The organism is Streptomyces sp. A01 (assembly GCF_059026195.1).
In genome coordinates this window covers 241,850-258,509 of sequence record NZ_JBWLKN010000011.1, presented here as the reverse complement: position 1 = coordinate 258,509, position 16,660 = coordinate 241,850, and the positions used below count along the sequence as shown (strand labels likewise).

At 71.7% G+C, this 16,660-nt stretch carries 12 protein-coding genes and 2 pseudogenes; 7 read left to right on the top strand and 7 right to left on the bottom strand.

What is annotated here, in order from left to right:
- Positions 1-363: pseudogene (locus AC5P1B_RS17765) on the bottom strand (hypothetical protein); the annotation flags it as partial.
- 92 nt (positions 364-455) lie between these two features.
- Between AC5P1B_RS17765 and AC5P1B_RS17760 the strand changes: the two are divergent.
- Together AC5P1B_RS17760 and AC5P1B_RS17755 are read left to right on the top strand one after the other, a co-directional pair.
- Positions 456-689, top strand: a pseudogene (locus tag AC5P1B_RS17760) (antibiotic biosynthesis monooxygenase family protein); the annotation flags it as partial.
- 218 nt (positions 690-907) lie between these two features.
- Entirely contained in the window at positions 908-1,423 is a 516-nt protein-coding gene (locus AC5P1B_RS17755) for a GNAT family N-acetyltransferase (protein ID WP_493888207.1), read from the top strand.
- A gap of 42 nt (positions 1,424-1,465) precedes the next feature.
- Here the strand turns inward: AC5P1B_RS17755 and AC5P1B_RS17750 are convergent, their stop codons facing one another.
- Positions 1,466-3,538, bottom strand: a complete 2,073-nt coding sequence (locus tag AC5P1B_RS17750; protein WP_493888206.1) for an MFS transporter — start codon at positions 3,536-3,538, stop codon at positions 1,466-1,468.
- Positions 3,539-3,713: 175 nt separating this feature from the next.
- On the opposite strand from AC5P1B_RS17750, the gene AC5P1B_RS17745 reads away from it, so the two are divergent.
- The 3 genes from AC5P1B_RS17745 to AC5P1B_RS17735 all read left to right on the top strand — a co-directional run bounded on the left by AC5P1B_RS17745 (position 3,714) and on the right by AC5P1B_RS17735 (position 6,965).
- Positions 3,714-4,976: a peptidoglycan-binding domain-containing protein gene (locus tag AC5P1B_RS17745; RefSeq protein ID WP_493888205.1), complete on the top strand. Its 1,263-nt coding sequence runs from the start codon at positions 3,714-3,716 to the stop codon at positions 4,974-4,976.
- Between the two features lie 350 nt (positions 4,977-5,326).
- Positions 5,327-6,001 (top strand): HAD-IA family hydrolase, encoded by a 675-nt coding sequence (locus AC5P1B_RS17740; RefSeq protein ID WP_493888204.1) that lies wholly within the window; start codon positions 5,327-5,329, stop codon positions 5,999-6,001.
- A 631-nt stretch (positions 6,002-6,632) separates the two neighbouring features.
- Complete coding sequence (locus tag AC5P1B_RS17735; protein WP_493888203.1) at positions 6,633-6,965, top strand: hypothetical protein; 333 nt, start codon at positions 6,633-6,635, stop codon at positions 6,963-6,965.
- Between the two features lie 415 nt (positions 6,966-7,380).
- On the opposite strand, the gene AC5P1B_RS17730 is transcribed toward AC5P1B_RS17735, so the two are convergent.
- Both AC5P1B_RS17730 and AC5P1B_RS17725 read right to left on the bottom strand, forming a co-directional pair.
- The gene (locus AC5P1B_RS17730; RefSeq protein WP_493888202.1) at positions 7,381-7,962 is read right to left on the bottom strand and encodes a TMEM165/GDT1 family protein; all 582 of its coding nucleotides are present in this window, start codon (positions 7,960-7,962) and stop codon (positions 7,381-7,383) included.
- Positions 7,963-8,199: 237 nt separating this feature from the next.
- Entirely contained in the window at positions 8,200-9,054 is an 855-nt protein-coding gene (locus AC5P1B_RS17725; RefSeq protein ID WP_493888201.1) for an ABC transporter permease, read from the bottom strand.
- Positions 9,055-9,247: 193 nt separating this feature from the next.
- Between AC5P1B_RS17725 and AC5P1B_RS17720 the strand changes: the two genes are divergently transcribed.
- Both AC5P1B_RS17720 and AC5P1B_RS17715 read left to right on the top strand, forming a co-directional pair.
- Positions 9,248-9,916 (top strand): HNH endonuclease family protein, encoded by a 669-nt coding sequence (locus AC5P1B_RS17720; RefSeq protein ID WP_493888200.1) that lies wholly within the window; start codon positions 9,248-9,250, stop codon positions 9,914-9,916.
- A 188-nt stretch (positions 9,917-10,104) separates the two neighbouring features.
- Positions 10,105-12,159, top strand: a complete 2,055-nt coding sequence (locus AC5P1B_RS17715; RefSeq protein WP_493888199.1) for an alkaline phosphatase D family protein — start codon at positions 10,105-10,107, stop codon at positions 12,157-12,159.
- 138 nt (positions 12,160-12,297) lie between these two features.
- On the opposite strand, the gene AC5P1B_RS17710 is transcribed toward AC5P1B_RS17715, so the two are convergent.
- The 3 genes from AC5P1B_RS17710 to AC5P1B_RS17700 all read right to left on the bottom strand — a co-directional run bounded on the left by AC5P1B_RS17710 (position 12,298) and on the right by AC5P1B_RS17700 (position 16,244).
- A complete protein-coding gene (locus AC5P1B_RS17710) occupies positions 12,298-14,259 on the bottom strand; it encodes a NosD domain-containing protein (protein WP_493888198.1) in 1,962 nt (653 codons plus the stop codon).
- A 312-nt stretch (positions 14,260-14,571) separates the two neighbouring features.
- Positions 14,572-15,231, bottom strand: a complete 660-nt coding sequence (locus AC5P1B_RS17705) for a response regulator (protein ID WP_493888197.1) — start codon at positions 15,229-15,231, stop codon at positions 14,572-14,574.
- A 203-nt stretch (positions 15,232-15,434) separates the two neighbouring features.
- On the bottom strand, positions 15,435-16,244 hold the full coding sequence (locus AC5P1B_RS17700; RefSeq protein ID WP_493888196.1) for a class II aldolase/adducin family protein: 810 nt from the start codon (positions 16,242-16,244) through the stop codon (positions 15,435-15,437).
- Positions 16,245-16,660 lie beyond the last annotated feature (416 nt).

Sequence of the window (16,660 nt, the reverse complement as noted above, 5' to 3'; positions counted from 1 at the left end):
CCGTCTCTGGCCGCATCCGACCCGCACGGGCACGCAAGCCATCCTCATCACAAGACCCCAAGCCGCAGGCCCGTAAAGCAACGGCATTGCTTCTAAAGCGCCTTCGAAGACCGGTCGCACAACGCGGTAGACGACGCGTCCATCCTTCTCCCTTTTGCGCTTCTTTCTCCATGCGGAAGTGTCGGGCTCCAAGTACACATGAACGATCCGACCACCACGCCGCTCTACGAACTCCCGGCCGTCTCGCGTCTGTTCATCCGTACTCTTGATGTCCCGGCCGGTGAAGGGCTTGCGGCGATCCTGATCGGCCGCGTCCTCCGGTACCAGATCTTCACTCTCGTCGGTGGAGAGCCTGACCAGCACTGCCCAGTTCTGGCCTTCGAGGTTCCCCCGACTGTGCTCTCGCTAAGAGGTCATCTCCCATGAAAATAAAGGTACATTTACGCACCTGCTGCCCCGTGGAGGGCACCGACCAGTACCTGGTCTACACCCGCTGGCGCAGCGAGGAGGACTTCCAGGCGTGGATGGAGGGCCCGATGAAGGCGGCTCACCAGGGCGGCGGCCAAGGCGGCCAGGGCAGCCAGGGCCAGGGCGGGGACGCCAGCGGGGCGGAGCGGCCGAAGCCCGCCGCCTCCGGCTCCACCCTGTGGTCGTTCGAGGTCGTGCAGCAGGCGGCCCCGAAGAACTGACGGGAACTGATCGGTCCGGAAACCTGCCCCGGGAACTGATCCGGCGGTCTGATCCGGCGATCTGATCCGGCGATCTGATCCGGGAAGTGCCCGGCGAGGCCGCGCCTGGAGGCGCCTCGTGAGCTGAAGGCGCCTCGCGCGCTGGTGGCACCTCGTGGCCGGTCACGGCGCCGGAAATTATGTGCGGGCCAGGGAAATCCGGGGAGAAGATGACCGGCATGACATCAGCCTCCTCCCTCCGACTGTCCTGGGACGTCGCCGTACGACCGGCGGCCGACGCCGAGTCCAGTGCGCTGCTGCGCGCGTACCTGATCGAGGTCAGCGACCGCTACTTCCTGCTCCACGAGGGCCGCAGGTCGACGGATGAGGAGATCGAGACGGGGCTGGCCGAGTTCCACAGCGACGACCTCGTGCCGCCTCGGGGCAGGTTCCTGCTCGCGCGCCACGGCGACCAGCCGGCCGGCTGCGCGGGGGTGTTCCTGCTGGACCCGGGCACGGCGGAGCTGAGGCGGCTGTACGTACGGCCGTCGGAGCGCGGCAAGGGCGGCGGCGCGGCACTGCTCGCCGCCGCTGAGGCCGCCGCCCGGGACATGGGCGCGGAGCGGATCGTGCTGGACACCCGGAACGACCTGGTCGAGGCGCGGGCCTTGTACACGCGCCATGGCTACGTCGAGACCCCGCCGTACAACGACAGCGAGTACGCCGAGCACTGGTTCACCAAGCAGCTCGGCTGACGGGGCGGACGGCGGCCGCCCCGTCCCACGTGCCCCGCACCCTTACGACGCCCCTGACCCCCGCTTGGGCAGGGGTGGGCGGCGGGTGCCGCCGTTACGGGGGCGTTCGCCGTCCGAGCCGCACAGTTCGCCCGTCAGCTCCCGCAGCAGCTCGGCCAGGTCTCTCGGGCGCTCGGGACCCCACCAGTCGCCCAGCAGCTCCGCCAGGGACTCCTCGCGGGCCTTGGAGAGCTTGGCCGCCGCCTCCCGGCCCCGGTCGGTGAGGACCAGCGGCAGCCCCTCCCTGACGGCGAGTCCGCGCTCCTCGACCTGCCGGGCGGCCTCGGTGACGAGACCGATCGGCACGTCGGCCCGTTCGGCGAGCAAGGCGGGCTCTACGGAGCCGTAGCGGCTGACACGCAGGAGGAGCCAGCTCGTGGCGGGCCGCAGATCGAGCCCGGCGCGTTCGGTGATCTTCTCGTAGACGTGCTTGCGGCCCTCGCGGCTGCCGAGGGCGGACAGGGCACGTGCCACTTCGTCACGTGAGGTGCGTTCCACCGGGTTGCTGGAGTAGACCTCGCTGGCGTCAGGAGCGGTGACGCTGCCGCGCAGGGGTTCCTCCCGCAGGAACCAGGCCAGCACGAAGGCGATCAGGACGACCGGCACCGCGTACAGGAACACGTCGGTGATCGACAGGGCGTACGCGTCGAGCACCCCGGTGCGCTCCCCCGGCGGCAGCTGGCTGACGGCGCGCGGGTCGGACGAGAGCGCGTCCGGGTCGGCACCGGGCGGCAGCTGCTGACCGGCGAGGGCGTCGGCGATCCGCGGGCCGAGCTTGTTGGCGAAGATCGTGCCGAAGATGGAGACGCCGAACGAGGCGCCGATGGAGCGGAAGAACGTCGAGCCGGAGGTGGCCACGCCCAGGTCCGCGTAGCCGACGGAGTTCTGCACGATGAGCACGAGGACCTGCATGACCAGTCCGAGCCCGAAGCCGAAGACGAAGAAGTACACGCTCATCTCGAAGACGCCGCTGTTCCGGTCGAGCTGGTGCAGGAGCAGCAGTCCGAGCGCGGTGACGAACGTCCCGGCGATCGGGAAGATCCTGTAGCGCCCGGTGCGGCTGACGATCTGGCCGGAGCCCGTCGAGGCGATCAGCAGGCCGAGGACCATCGGCAGCATGTGCACGCCGGACATGGTGGGCGTCACGCCCTGCACGACCTGGAGGAACGTCGGCAGGTACGTCATGCTGCCGAACATCGCGAAGCCGATGACGAAGCCGATGACCGAGCACAGCACGAAGGTCCGGCTCTGGAAGAGCTTCAGCGGCAGCACGGGCTCGGCCGCCCGCCGTTCCACTCCCACGAAGACCACGAGCAGCGCGAGGCCCAGCACGCCGAGCCCGATGATCTGCCAGGAGCCCCACGGGTAGCTGACCCCGCCGAGCGAGGTCATCAGCACCAGGCAGGCGGCCACGGCGGCGATGAGGAAGGTACCGAGGTAGTCGATGGTGTGGCGGGTGCCGTGCTTGGGAATGTGCAGGACGGCCGCGATCACCAGCAGCGCGACCACGCCGACCGGCAGGTTGATGTAGAATACCCAGCGCCAGCTGAGGTGGTCCACGAACAGCCCGCCGAGCAGCGGTCCGAGCACGCTGGTGGCTCCGAAGACCGCGCCGAACAAGCCCTGGTAGCGGCCGCGGTCACGGGGCGGGACCAGGTCGCCGACGATCGCCATGGACAGCACGATCAGCCCGCCGCCGCCAAGGCCCTGGACGGCCCGGAACGCGATCAGCTGGGGCATGTTCTGGGCGATGCCGCAGAGCACCGAGCCAACCAGGAAGATCACGATCGCGATCTGGAACAGATTCTTCCGGCCGTACTGGTCACCGAGCTTCCCCCACAGCGGGGTCGCCGCGGTCGAGGCGAGCAGATACGCGGTGACGACCCAGGACAGATGATCCAGACCGCCGAGGTCGCTGACGATGGTCGGCAGCGCCGTCGCGACGATCGTCTGGTCCAGCGCGGCGAGCAGCATGCCGAGCAGGAGTGCGCTGATCGCCACGAGGACGCTGCGCTTCTGGTGTCCCGTGGCGTGGCTCGCGACCGGGGCGCTGGGCGGGCGCGCGTCCTGGACCATGCTGGCTCCCTCGGGTCCGGTACCGCTGATCCGCCGAGGGCGGTCAGCACTCTGTTCCCATCCTCACCCCGTTTGCCCCGGTACGGCCTGCCGAAGCATGCCATCAGCACGGGGAACCGCTGCGCGGACGCGTACCCGGTCTGCATAATCGCTGCGACTCCAGGGAGGGAGAACCGTGACGGCAGAGCCCTGCCCGCACTGCTTCGCGCCCCCGCGCGCGAACGGGCGTCCCGGCTGCGAGTGCGCGGCGCGCGCTGGCGACCGGCCGGACCCAACGCCAGACCCGACAGCAGACACCACCCCGGACACGGCAGCGGGCACGACGCCGGAGACCGGGCTCATACGGATACCCGGAACCGCCACGCGCGGACACGGCCCGCCCCACGGGGACGGGGCACGCTACGGAGACGGCCCGCCCCACGAGGACGGGGCGCCCGCCCGCGGCCCCGCGCCGGAAGACCTGCGCCTCTTCCCCGCCGAACGGCCGCTCGTCGACGGAACGCCCAGCGCGGGCCACGGTGGCGCGTTAACCAGAACCAGCGGCACCGCCGACGACGCGGCCGGTGGCCCGCCGAGCGGCGCGGCAAGCGATGCGGCCACTGGCGCTCCCGGCACCGGCGCGACCGGCGCCGCTGACGGCAGGCGTGATGGCACGGCCGGTGGCAGGCGCGGTGGTGCGGCCGACGGCATCACCGACGTGACGACGCATGGGGCGCTACGGGGCGGCACCGAAGGCCGGGACGGCACGGGTGCCGGCGGCCCGGGGCTGGTCGGCACGGTCAGGCCCGCGAGTCACCGGCGGCGGCGCCCGGTCGCCGTGGTGCTCGGGGCGGCCGTCGCGGTCGCCGTGGTCTGCACGATCGCCTTCGGCACCGGCCTGGTCGGCGGCAACGGAGACGGCGAGGACCGCGGCGACCGGGCACTGCCGGACGAGCGCACGGCGGCGCCGACGGAGCCGCTGCCCACCTGGAACGGCAAGATGACCAGCAGCGGCTCGCCGTCCCCCTCGGCCACCGCCTCCGGGTCGGCCTCCGCGTCCAGCTCCACGGGCGGACGCCCTTCGCCGTCGGCGTCGGACACGGGGTCGAAGTCCGCCCCGGTGAAGCCCTCGCCCACGCAGGCACCTGGCGGCGACGCCAAGCCCCCGGCGAGTTCCGCGCCCGCCGACCCGCCGGAGCCCTCCGCCCCCTCCGATCCCTCCGCCCCGTCCGGTCCACCCGTACTGCGCGAAGGCGACAGCGGCGTCGAGGTCGCCGAACTACAGGACCGACTGCGGCAGACCTGGACGTACAGCGGTTCGATCGACGGCGAATACGACGAGGACGTGCGGGAAGCGGTCGCCACCTACCAGCGCCGCCACGACCTCACGGAAGACCCCGAGGGCGTCTACGGCCCGGCAACGCGCCGCTACCTGGAAGCCCGCACCGACGAACCGTGAGGCGCGGCAGGCGGCGCCGAGTGATGCCGTCGACGCAGGGGGTCGGGGCGTGCGGGCAAAGGGTGCTTCCCCGCGGCGCGGAAGCACCCTGACCCGCCGCGAGGGGCTCCGGGAAAGCCGCCATGCGGACGCCGGGAACAGGAGGGCCTTGTCCCACACGGAGGGTGGGCGGCGTACGGCAAACGGTCGCCGAGCACCGTTAGCCAAGGCTTTGCCCGGGGGCGCTGGCGCGCGGGGCGCTTCTCTTTGTATCGTTAGCAAACAAAGTGGTTCCGCCCGTCACCCTGACCGCGGGCGGAACCGCTTGCCCCACCGCGCCACGCGCGCCCATCGAGCCCCAGGAGTGCCGCATGGCTCCCACGAGCACCTCCCAGACCATCGGTGCCGTCAAGGCGCTGCTCCTCGACATGGACGGGACGCTCGTCAACTCCGACGCCGTCGTGGAGCGCTGCTGGCGGCGCTGGGCGGCCGAGCACGGCCTGGACGGCGACAGCGTCATCAAGGTCGTCCACGGACGGCAGGGCCACGCCACGATGGCCGCACTGCTCCCCGACCGGCCGCATGAGCAGAACCTGGCCGAGAACAGCGAGATGCTCGCCTGGGAGACCGCCGACCTCGACGGCGTCGTGCCCGTGCCTGGCGCGCCCGCGTTCCTCGCCGCGCTCGCCGACCTGCCGCACGCCCTGGTGACCTCGGCCGACAGGGGCCTGTCGCAGGCCCGGATGGAGGCGGCCGCACTCCCGATGCCCTCGGTGCGGATCACCGCCGAGAGCGTGAGCGCGAGCAAGCCCGACCCGGAAGGCTTCCTCAAGGGCGCGGCCGAACTCGGCTTCGCCCCCGCCGACTGCGTCGTCTTCGAGGACTCCGAGGTGGGCATCGCGGCCGCCAAGGCGGCCGGGATGCGCGTCGTCGGTATCGGCCCGCGCGCGGCGGCACACACGCCCACCGCGCACGTCAGGGACCTGGAGCAGGTCCGCGTCGAAGCACTGCCCGACGGCGGCATCGCCCTGCACATCACCGCCTGACACCACGTAGAGCCGTGACGGCAGTAACAGCAGTGAAGGCAGTGACAAGCACCGAGAGAGAACCGAGGGGCGCTTCCGCGGAGCCGCCCCTCGGGCTCTGAGCACTCAGCCTCGGGCGGCACGGCGACCCGCCCCCCGGCAGCCCGCGCACATGGCCGATTTCGGCGTGCGCTCCCGTCGTACGGCACACGCCTCACGACTCCTCCACGCGCCCGCGCCCATGCTCGCGCCCGCGCTTCGAGACCCGGCGCGCGCCCGCTTGCGCGTGTCCCGAAGTGGTACTGCCTGATTTCCTGCCTGACGCGCCGTACAACCCGGCGCTCCCTGCCCATGGCCGCGACCTGGCTCACTCTTGACGACGTGAAAGCGGACACCTTGCGGAAGCCGGCCCCACTCGTCCGGAAGGGGGCACAACGATGACCTTCGCCAGGAGACTTCCAGCGACGCTGGACGCTCCTGGTCGCCCGTGCCCCGTACACCTCGGCGAGCCGCCTCTGGCCGGGTCGGCCATAGACGCCCAGCCGACGCCCCGGACGGGCGTCATCCCTCAACGCGCCCGGCGGCAGGCTTTGTTCCGCCCATCCCGTCCTGCCCGCCCGTTCCGCGCGCTCGTCGGTGGCGGGTGGCACGGATGACGGAGGAAGAAGCCCGGGCGGCGATCGGCGAGCTGGTGGAGGACACCGCCACCGGCCGGACCGGCGTACTGACCGACGCGGGACCGTTCACCTCGCCCGTCACCCGGCGCACGTCCTTCCTCGTGTTCATCCGCCCGGAGCGCGGCGGCGTGGAATGGACCACCGAACCCGCCTGCGTACGACGGGTCGGGGCGGACTCCCAGCGGCGTGCACGCGTTTCCCCGCCACGCCGGACACGGAAGCCGATGAGCCCTCCGAAATCGGTGAACGCGCTCGCGCCGGCCCAGCCGGTCACCATCCCCGCACGCCGGTCAGCCCCGCACCGCTGACCACGCCCCAGCAGCACACCAGGCCCCGCCCTCCCCCACGTACGCACGCCCACCTACCACCCCGCCCCCAACAAGCTCAACACCTCAACAGCCGGGCAGCCGGGCAACTCACCAGCTGAGCCGTTGAGCACCGCAGCCGGCAAGAGCACGCAGCGAGCAGCGAGCAGCAACCAGCACCGCGTCACCTCAGGACAACCCATGGCGGCCGTTCCGGGTCAGGGCCGTGCGCCACCGCCCCTACGGGGCCGGGCCGGAGGCCCGCCTCAGGGCCTCCGGCAACGCGCGGCACGCCCCGCCAGGGGCGCGGCGAACTGCGCGAGCAACCACCACGCACCCGCGCTCCACGACACACAGACACAGGCTCCCCCAGCCCGACCCGCCGGACACGGCCTGAGCACGCTCCGCCGGACACGGCCTACGCGGCCACCGACTCGTACAGGCTGAAGGCCGCGAGCAGCAGCATCACGCACGCGCCGATCTTCGTGATCAGCGGGAGCGGCACGTACTTCATCAGCGTGCGGCCTCCGACGATGCCGATGCCCGCCACCGCCCACAGCGCGAGGACCGCGCCGAGGCCGACCGAGAGCGGATCGTCGTAGCGGGCGGCGAGGTTGGCGGTCATGATCTGGGTGAGGTCACCGAACTCGGCGACCAGAATCAGCGTGAAACCGCTCCCCGCGACCTTCCAGAAGCTTTGGTCGGCGGGCTTCTTGACCTCCTCCTCGTCCTCGTCTTTCTTCAGCAGCAGCATCGCCGCGCCCGCGAGGAAGAGGACGCCGACGACGGCTTGCAGCAGCCGCTGCGGGAGCAGTGTCAGCACGCTGCCCGCGGCGATGGCGAGCGCGACGTGGACGACGAAGGCGGCGGCGACCCCCGCGAAGACGTAGGACGCGCGGTAGCGAGTGCCGAGCATCAGTCCCGCGAGAGCGGTCTTGTCGGGCAGTTCGGCAAGGAAGATCACGCCGAAGGTCACGGCGGCGACGGTGAGGCTGAACACGGGCTGCGTTCCTTGATCGGTGGGGGCTTCCGCACCGAGTAAGGCCCTGGGAAGGGGTCGCTTCGGCACGGCAGCGTCGGACACTGCGGCCGAAGGTCTCGCTGGCACGGTGACACGTACGAGACGTGTCTACCGGCCTCCGGGCGCCGGCTCGGTCATTGCCCTGACGCGCGCGGCGCCCCACCGCACGGGTGGACGGGTCATGGACGAGCAGTATGTCGACGGTCCGGCGAAGAGCTACTCCCCTTCTGCTGCCGACGAGGATACGTCAGGCGCGGTGATCCGGTGCAGCCGTCCCCTGGCGACCAGCTCAAGCACCACAGCGACGGCGACGACCTGCACCGCCATCAGCGCGACCAGGACGAACAGCTGCACAGCCCCGGCCTCGACCGGCGAGGCCCCGCCGAGCAGCATCCCGACGAACGCCCCAGGCAGTGTGACAAGGCCCACAGTCCGGGTCTGGTCGAGACCGGGCACCAGCGCGTCGGCGACGGCGGGGCGGGCGACCTCCAGGCGGGCGTCACGGGCGAGCAGTCCGAGGGCGAGCGCCGCTTCCACCTCGCCGCGCCGCGCCTCCAGTTCGTCCAGGGCGCGCCGCCCGCCCAGCACGGTCGCGGTCAGCGCGCCCCCGATGAGGATGCCGGTGACCGGGATCAGGGTGATGCCTTTGACCGGTACGAGCCCGGTGAGCAGCAACGCGGTCACGACCGGCAGCACCCCGGCCGCGATCGGCGGCGCGGCCCACCACCAGGTGGCGTTGGCGGTGATCCGGCGGCCGGCGGTGCGCACGGCGACCGCGTACATCAGGGCGATGAACGCGAGCAGCAACGGTACGTGGCCGATGACCCAGCCGATGAGGAGGGAGACGGCGGCGAGTTGGGCCGCGGCGCGCAGTCCGGCGGTCACCACGGCGCGGGCGTGGCTCTGGCCACCGCCGTCGCCTTCCTGGCTCCGGTTCCGGCCGGTGCCGTGCGTCAGGTGGGCCAGGGCCCCGACGGTCGCCGCGGCAGCGAGCAGGGCGGCGAGCAGCACCCCGAGCGTGGGACTCACGGGCAGCAGAGCCGCACCCGCGAGGTGGGAGGCGCCTTGCATCCGGCCACCTTACGGGGCGTCAACGTGCTGGCCATGGGCTGGTCATGATGGCGCGCCGACTTGGGACACCCTCTTGATTTGACATGGCCGCGTCGTCACTCTGTTACCTAGTGCCTACCCCACGGAAACCAGGCACCGAGAACATAGCCGGGCCACAGCGCCCGTTCCCCCCACACTCTTGAGGGAGCCCACCATGCCCCGTACGGACAGGACGCTTTCGCGTCGCAGCGTCTACGCGCGTCGCCTCACCGCCATCGGTGGCCTCACGGCCCTCGTCGGCAGTATCGTGCTGAGCGGCCCGAGCGCGCAGGCCGCACCGCCCACCCCGCCGGACGCCGCCACCGCGCGCACACACCTCAGTCAGCTGACGGTTCAGGCCGAGGGCTCCTCCGACGGCTACAGCCGCGACAAGTTCCCGCACTGGAGCACCCAGACGGGCTCCTGCAACACCCGTGAGGTCGTCCTCAAGCGCGACGGTAAGAACGTCGAGCAGGACGGCAGCTGCGCCGCCGTGAAGGGCAGCTGGTTCTCCCCGTACGACGGTGCCACGTGGACCGCCGCCTCCGACGTGGACATCGACCACATGGTGCCGCTGTCAGAGGCGTGGAAGTCCGGCGCCAACAGCTGGACCACCGCCAAGAGGGAAGGTTTCGCCAACGACCTCACCCGGGCGCAGCTGATCGCCGTCACCGACAACGTCAACCAGGAGAAGGGCGACAAGGACCCGGCGAAGTGGCTGCCGCCTGTCTCCGGCTACCACTGCATGTACGCGCGCATGTGGGTCAGCGTGAAGCACCACTACGCCCTGAAGGTCGACCAGGCCGAGAAGGACGCGCTCGGCCGCATCCTCAACCGCTGCTGACACCCTTCCGCCGCTGACACACCCGTCCGCGCCAAGGCGGAAACTACCCGTCCGCCTCCGTCGTTCCGTACCGTACGAGCGCGAGTCCGTACGACCGGAACGCGGTTCGTCCTGTGACCAGCCGGTCACAGGACGGGCAGTCCGGGGCCCGCGGGCCACGGAACGACGGAGCGACGAAGGGGAAGCGGATGGCCGGCTTGCGCCTGGGACCACTGCTGCGCCAGGTCGACTGGGAGACCGGCGAGAGCGCGATCGTATGGGTCGAGGCCGACCGCCCCTGCCTGGCGGAGGTGCGCTGCGGGGATGACTCCCCGCAGGCGAACGGCGCCCCGCAGTCGGATGACTCCCCGGCGGCGGGTCACTCTCCGGAGGCGGGCGACTCCCCGGCGGAGGCGGCGGGCGCGGGCGGGGCGGCCCGCACCTGGCAGATCGCCGGGCATCACTACGCCCTCATCCACGTCACCGGCCTGCGCCCGGACAGCGTGACGCCGTACCGGGTACTGCTGGACGGCGAGCAGGTATGGCCATTGCCGGACTCCCGGTTCCCGGCGAGCACCATCCGCACCCCGCCCGCCCGCGACGGCCGCACCGACACCGCTACGGATGCCGTCACAGGCACGGACACCGGCGCCCGCACCGGGGCCGCCACCGGCAACGGAACGGAGACCGGCACCCCGCCGAGTACCGCGCGGGCGCGGGAAGCGATCGCCGCGCAGACGGGAGAGCACGCGGGAGAGCAGACGGGGAAGGGGCGGGCCAACGTCGTACGCGTCGCCTTCGGCTCCTGCCGGTGGGCCGCCCCGCCCGGCTCTGACGCGACCGGTGACGCCTCCACCCACGACCGGATCGGCCCGGACGCGCTCGACACCCTCGCCAGCCGCATCGCCGGCGATCCGGACGGCGAACGGCCCGACGTGCTGGTGCTGCTCGGTGACCAGGTGTACGCGGACAACACCTCCGCCGCCACCCGCCGCTGGCTGGCCGGTCGGCGCGATCTCAGCGAGCCCCCGTGGCACCAGGTCGCCGACTACGAGGAGTACACCCGGCTCTACTACGAGTCGTGGCTGGACCCCGAGGTGCGCTGGCTGCTGTCCACCGTGCCCAGCTGCATGATCTTCGACGACCACGACGTCATAGACGACTGGAACACCAGCGCCGCGTGGCTGAGCCGCATGCGAGCCACGCCTTGGTGGCGGGAGCGGGTGCTCAGCGGCCTGATGTCGTACTGGGTGTACCAGCACCTGGGCAACCTCTCGCCCGCCGAACTCGCCGCTGACGAGCTGTACGCGGCGGTACGGGCGGCCGACGGCGACGCGGCGGTACGGACGGCCAGAGAAGGCACCGGGGACGGGGCTACGAACGGAGCCGGAACCGACGGCGGGCTCGATGCGGGAGCCGGTGCCGGGGCGGGCGCCACGGCGGTGCTGCGCGAGTTCGCCGCCCGCGCCGACGAGGACCCGGCGTTCACCCGCTGGAGCTATCGGCGCGACTTCGGCCGGGTGCGGCTGCTGATGATCGACACGCGAGCCGCCCGGGTACTCGACGAGGGCTCCCGCGCGATGCTCGACAAGGACGAGATGGCCTGGCTGCGCGAACAGGCGCTGGCGGGCCCCAGTGCCGTCGACCACCTGCTCATCGGCACCTCGCTGCCGTGGCTGCTGCCTCACCTCGTGCATGACGCCGAGGCGTGGAACGCGGCGCTGAGCGCCGGGGAGCGCGGGCCGCGCTGGGCGCGGTTCGCCGAGAACCTGCGGCAGCGCGCCGACCTGGAGCACTGGGCGGCGTTCCCCGAGTCCTTCGACGCCCTCACCGACCTGATCGCCGAGGTGGGCCGAGGACGCGGCGCGCCCGCGACGATCAGCGTCCTGTCCGGAGACGTACACCACGCGTACATCGCTGAGCCCGACTGGTCGCACTGGCCGCAGCCACCGGCCAGCCGGGTGCTCCAGCTGACCTGCTCGCCGGTGCACAACAGCATTCCCGCGTCGGTGCGGGTGGGCTTCCGGTTCGGCTGGAGCAGGGCGGGCCGCTGGTTCGGCAGAGCCTTCGCACGGCATGGCCGGGCCGGGCAGCCCGCACTGAGCTGGCGGCGGTCGGGCGGCCCCTGGTTCGGCAACCAGTTGATGACCCTGACGCTGCACGGGCGCGGTGCGCGGCTGCGGCTCGACCAGGCCCGTAAGGACGGCTCAGGTGAGGCCCGGCTGGTGACCGCGATGGACCGCGACTGGCCCGCCCCACGCTGACACGCAGCGCGGAACGGGCCACCGGCCGCCCTGCGGAGCCCCGTAGACCCGCAGTCCCGCAGTCCCGCAGTCCCGCAGTCCCTTCAGTAGTCCCGACGCGCGCCACGGGCCCGTGGAACCGCACCGTGCGGGCGCGCCTCAGCGGATGTTCAGCAGCGACCGGTAGCGCGGCTCCAGACCGGCGTTGTCGACGATGGCCGCGCACGACCGGTCGGCGCGGCAGGAACCCTCGGGGTCGATGGCGGACAGCTTGGTGTTGCCCGAGATCGTGACCTCCTTGGCGTCGCCCCACCAGACGGCCTTCGTGTTGTCCCAGAAGTTGTCGCGGAAGCTGACCCTGCGGGGCGCGACGCCGCCCAGCGACCGCTGGTTGCGGTAGATCACGTTGTCCTTGACGGTGACGAAGTCGGCGCCGTCGTCGGTGTAGATCGCGTATGGCGGGTACACCGGCTCCGTAGCGGCCGGGTTGGTCGTGTCGTGGACCTCGTTGCCCTTGATCACGGCGCCGTCGGCGAACGAGGGCCCCTGCGGCCCGTTGGCGTAGATGCCGCCGCCGTCGATCAGCACGCTGTTGGTGTCGTGCACACGGTTGTCGGTGACACGGGTGCGGCTGGACGACGTCCCGTCTCCCCCGGAGTTCAGGAAGACGATCCCCGAGTAGGGAATGTCGTTGACCTGGTTGTGCGCCACCGTGGAATCGTGCGGCTCGTTGAGGAGAATGCCCCACGAGCCCCGGTAGTCCACTCCCACATGGTGTACCCAGTTGTTCTCGACGCGGTTGCCGCGCTCGTCCTTGGGCGCGCCCACCGGACCGTCGATGTGGATGCCGCCGGCCGAGACGTCGTTGACGACGTTGCCGCGTACGGCGTTTCCGTAGCTCCCCTCGGTCAGTTCGAGGGCCTGCGAGCCCAGGTGGGTGAAGTGGTTGCCCTCGATGGTGATCCGGGTGGCGGTACGGAAGGCCACACTGCCCGGGATCGCCACCGACTCCTCCTCCGCCGGGTCCTCACCGACGTAGTACCAGGTGCCGATGACGTGCGGGAAACCGGCGGGCTGGTCGGGACCCAGCCAGGTCGTGTGGGTGAAGGTCAGGCCGCGTAGCGCGACGTCGTGCAGCGGTGCCTTCTCCGCGCCCTGCCCGTCGACCAGCCGTTCCAGTACGGGCGCGACGACGTCGCGCGGCTTCCCCTGCTCGCCGGGGCGCGGCAGGTAGAAGAGCACGTGGTGGCCAGGCCGGGACCGGTCGAGATACCAGCTGCCCGGCTTGCGCAGGAAGCTCGCGCTGTTCTCCACCCGGGTCGGGTCGATGAGGCCCGGCGGGTCCTCGATGATCTTCCCGTAGATCTGGTTGGCCCTGCGGAAACAGGGCTGGTCCATGGTGATGGTGGTCTTCTTGGCGTCCCCGTAGATCCCCGCGACCCCGCAGCGGCCCTCCGAGAACGCCGTCGCGAACGTGTACACGAACTCGATGTCCTGCGGGCGTTTCCAGGACTGCGGCGCGATGCTGTCGGTGACGTAACCGGTCTCGGTCTTGGTGACCTTGCCGGGCAGCCCCTCGCTGAGCGCCGCGCGGTCGGCGCGCTTGCCGCCGACGAACAGTTGCCGGGTCTCCAGGTCGCCGACGTCCGCACGCCAGGCCCCGCCCGCCGCCGACCGCCAGCCCGTGACGGTCCGGCCGCCGCTGAGGGTGACACGCTCGGCGTCCTTCGTTCCGTAGCCGTACGCCTGGTAGACGACGCGGTGGCCGTTGGCACCGGAGTCGCCCGCCTTGTCGGACAGCTTCAGCGGATCGGTCAGGGTGTACGTACCGCCGCGCAGGTTGACGACGACGTCCGAGGCCATCCCGGCCGTCTTGGTCCGCACCGCCTGCTGGGCACGGCTGGGTGTGGCGAACGGGCGGTCGATCGTGCCCAGCCAGGAGTCGTCGCCCCACGGGGCGACATACAGCTGATCCGGGGCGCGCCGCCCTGACTCGGAGGCCGCGGCCGGCGCGGCGGCGAGTGGGAGGGCCAGGACGGCGGCGCCCGCGACGCGGACCGCCCACGCGGCGCGATGGCGGCCACCGGAGCGGGTGGCTCCGGCCGCTGAGGTCGGCACCATGCTCATCTTCTCCTTTTCAGTTGATTTCTTTTCAGTTGTCTCCCTTCGACGCTAGGTCCGGGGCGCCTCGGCTCACATCGGGCGCTGGAGCCACCCCCGGCCTCGACTTGAGATCAAGACCGGCCCGCTGAGATCCGACGCAGGGCGGAGACGTGCCCACGCGCGTACGACCTGAGACGGACGCGACAGGGACGCGGGCACGGGCGCGGGCGCACGCGTGGGCACGGAATGCGGGCGCACGCGCGGGCACGGAAAGGGACCACGGGGCGGGCGCGAACCCCGCGCGGACGCGGACCGGACGCAGGACCCCGCTCAGGAGGGGCGCGGGTGGACGAGTCCGAGGTCGTACGCGAGCACGACGGCCTGGACCCGGTCGCGCAGCCGCAGTTTGCGCAGCACGGCGGACACATGCGCCTTCACCGTCGCCTCGGTGAGCGACAGGCGCTCGGCGATCTCCGCGTTCGACAGCGCGAGCGCGACGAGCCCCAGCACCTCCCTCTCGCGCTGGGTCAGCACGTCGAGTTCCGCGGGCGGCGTGCCGCCAGGCAGTGCGTGCACGAAGTGGTCGAGCAGTCGGCGGGTGACCGTCGGGGCGAGCAGCGCCTCGCCGCGCGCGACCACCCGTACCGCTTCGACGAGTTCGGCCGGGCGCACGTCCTTGAGCATGAAGCCGCAGGCACCGGCGCGGAGCGCGGCGAACACGGCGTCGTCGACGTCGTACGTGGTCAGCACGATGATCCGGGCCGGATTCCCGGAGGCGACGATCCGCTCGATCGACTCGATCCCGTCGACGTGCGGCATCCGCACGTCCATCAGGACGATATCCGGCCGCAACTGCTCAGCGAGTACCGCCGCTTCGTCGCCGTCGGCGGCGGCGCCGACGACCTCAAGGTCGGACGTGCCATCGATGATCATGCGGAAGCCGCTGCGGATCAGCTCCTGGTCGTCGGCGAGCAGGACACGGATGGTCATCGGGCGTCCAGCGGCCTGCGGCGGATACGGGGCACGGTCGGATTATGGCGCATGGGGGCGCATGGCGCCCGGCACGAGGCGGCCCTCGGCCGCGAAGGTCCAGCCCCGCCCGGCACGCCCGGCCGGCGCACGCCCGGCCGGCCCCCGGGCCAGAGCCGGGGCCGGCCTGCCATGCGCCGCGCCGCCTAGTCGAACGAGCGCGCCTAGTCGAACAAGTCGGGGTCGGAGGCGGTGATCTGGTCCCACAGCGGCCGCGCCTGGAACCAGCCCGCCAAGTGGCCGCCGATCTGCGCCCTGGTCTTCAGGGCGGTCTCCCGGTCGATCAGCGTGGGGGTTCCCGCGGCCATCGCGATGAGCTGGGCCTGGCAGGAGCGCTCCATCGTGACGAACCACCAGACGGCCTCGGCGACCGTCTGGCCGACCGTGAGCAGTCCGTGGTTGGCGAGGATGACCGCCTTGTGCGGGCCAAGGGCCTCGCCGATGCGCTTGCCCTCGTCCAGTTCGTCGGCCACGCCCCGGTAGTCGCTGTAGACGGCGTGGTCCTCGAAGAAGGCGCAGGCGTCCTGGGTGATCGGGTCGAGCGGGATGCCGAGGCTGGAGAACGCCTTGCCGTACAGCGAGTGCGAGTGCGCCGCGGCGACCGCGTCGGGCCGGGCGGCGTGGACCTGCGAGTGGATGACGAAGGCAGCCTTGTTCACTGGCTTCCTGCCGTGGAGGAGTTGGCCCTCATGGTCGACGAGAAGCAGGTCGGACGCTTTGATCTGGCTGAAGCTCATGCCGAACGGATTGACCCAGAACCACTGGGGGTTCTCCGGATCGCGCACGGTGATATGCCCGGCGACGCCCTCGGAGAAGCCGAACTTCCCGAACAGCCGCAGTCCCGCCGTGAGTTGTTCCTTGCGGTATTGGCGGTCCGCCTCGATCGAGTCGAACGTGGGCGGCGTGGGGAATTCGACGCCTTCCGGCATGGAGCCGACGAGCGAGGCGACGGGGGCTGGCACGGCGGAACTCATGAGTCCTCCTGGCGAGCGGAACCACTGCGGTCTGCGAACAACGCACTGCGTGCTGCGGAGACTACGGAGACCGCGCGCGGGCGACTACCGCGGGCCGCGAACCCGGTCTGGGGCTGCCGCGGCTACGGCATGGGCGCGGGGCGGGCGGGGCGGGCGGGGCGCTCCAGATGAGCGCTTCGTACTGGCTGGCGGACACGGGCGGCTAAAAAATACACCCCGAGGCGGGCCGGGAGCCGACCGTGGGACCGACGAGCTCGCCCGGCTCGTCGCCGCGATCCGCGAGGGCGGCCCCGCTCGGAGCCACGCCGCACCCGAGCGGCTCCCGCCCGGAGCCCTCGAACGCCGCTTCCTCGCGCCGCCGCCGACCGCGCCCACCACGGCGCCCCCTGGCTGACCGCTGCCGACGGCCATCGCCG

Bases quoted from the DNA above. Each gene is read 5' to 3' on its own strand.
- AC5P1B_RS17740 (WP_493888204.1), top strand. From the start codon at position 5,327: ATGGCTCCCACGAGCACCTCCCAGACCATCGGTGCCGTCAAGGCGCTG.
- AC5P1B_RS17735 (WP_493888203.1), top strand. From the start codon at position 6,633: ATGACGGAGGAAGAAGCCCGGGCGGCGATCGGCGAGCTGGTGGAGGAC.
- AC5P1B_RS17710 (WP_493888198.1), bottom strand. From the start codon at position 14,259: ATGGTGCCGACCTCAGCGGCCGGAGCCACCCGCTCCGGTGGCCGCCAT.
- AC5P1B_RS17715 (WP_493888199.1), top strand. From the start codon at position 10,105: ATGGCCGGCTTGCGCCTGGGACCACTGCTGCGCCAGGTCGACTGGGAG.
- AC5P1B_RS17720 (WP_493888200.1), top strand. From the start codon at position 9,248: ATGCCCCGTACGGACAGGACGCTTTCGCGTCGCAGCGTCTACGCGCGT.
- AC5P1B_RS17750 (WP_493888206.1), bottom strand. From the start codon at position 3,538: ATGGTCCAGGACGCGCGCCCGCCCAGCGCCCCGGTCGCGAGCCACGCC.
- AC5P1B_RS17725 (WP_493888201.1), bottom strand. From the start codon at position 9,054: ATGCAAGGCGCCTCCCACCTCGCGGGTGCGGCTCTGCTGCCCGTGAGT.
- AC5P1B_RS17755 (WP_493888207.1), top strand. From the start codon at position 908: ATGACATCAGCCTCCTCCCTCCGACTGTCCTGGGACGTCGCCGTACGA.
- AC5P1B_RS17705 (WP_493888197.1), bottom strand. From the start codon at position 15,231: ATGACCATCCGTGTCCTGCTCGCCGACGACCAGGAGCTGATCCGCAGC.
- AC5P1B_RS17700 (WP_493888196.1), bottom strand. From the start codon at position 16,244: ATGAGTTCCGCCGTGCCAGCCCCCGTCGCCTCGCTCGTCGGCTCCATG.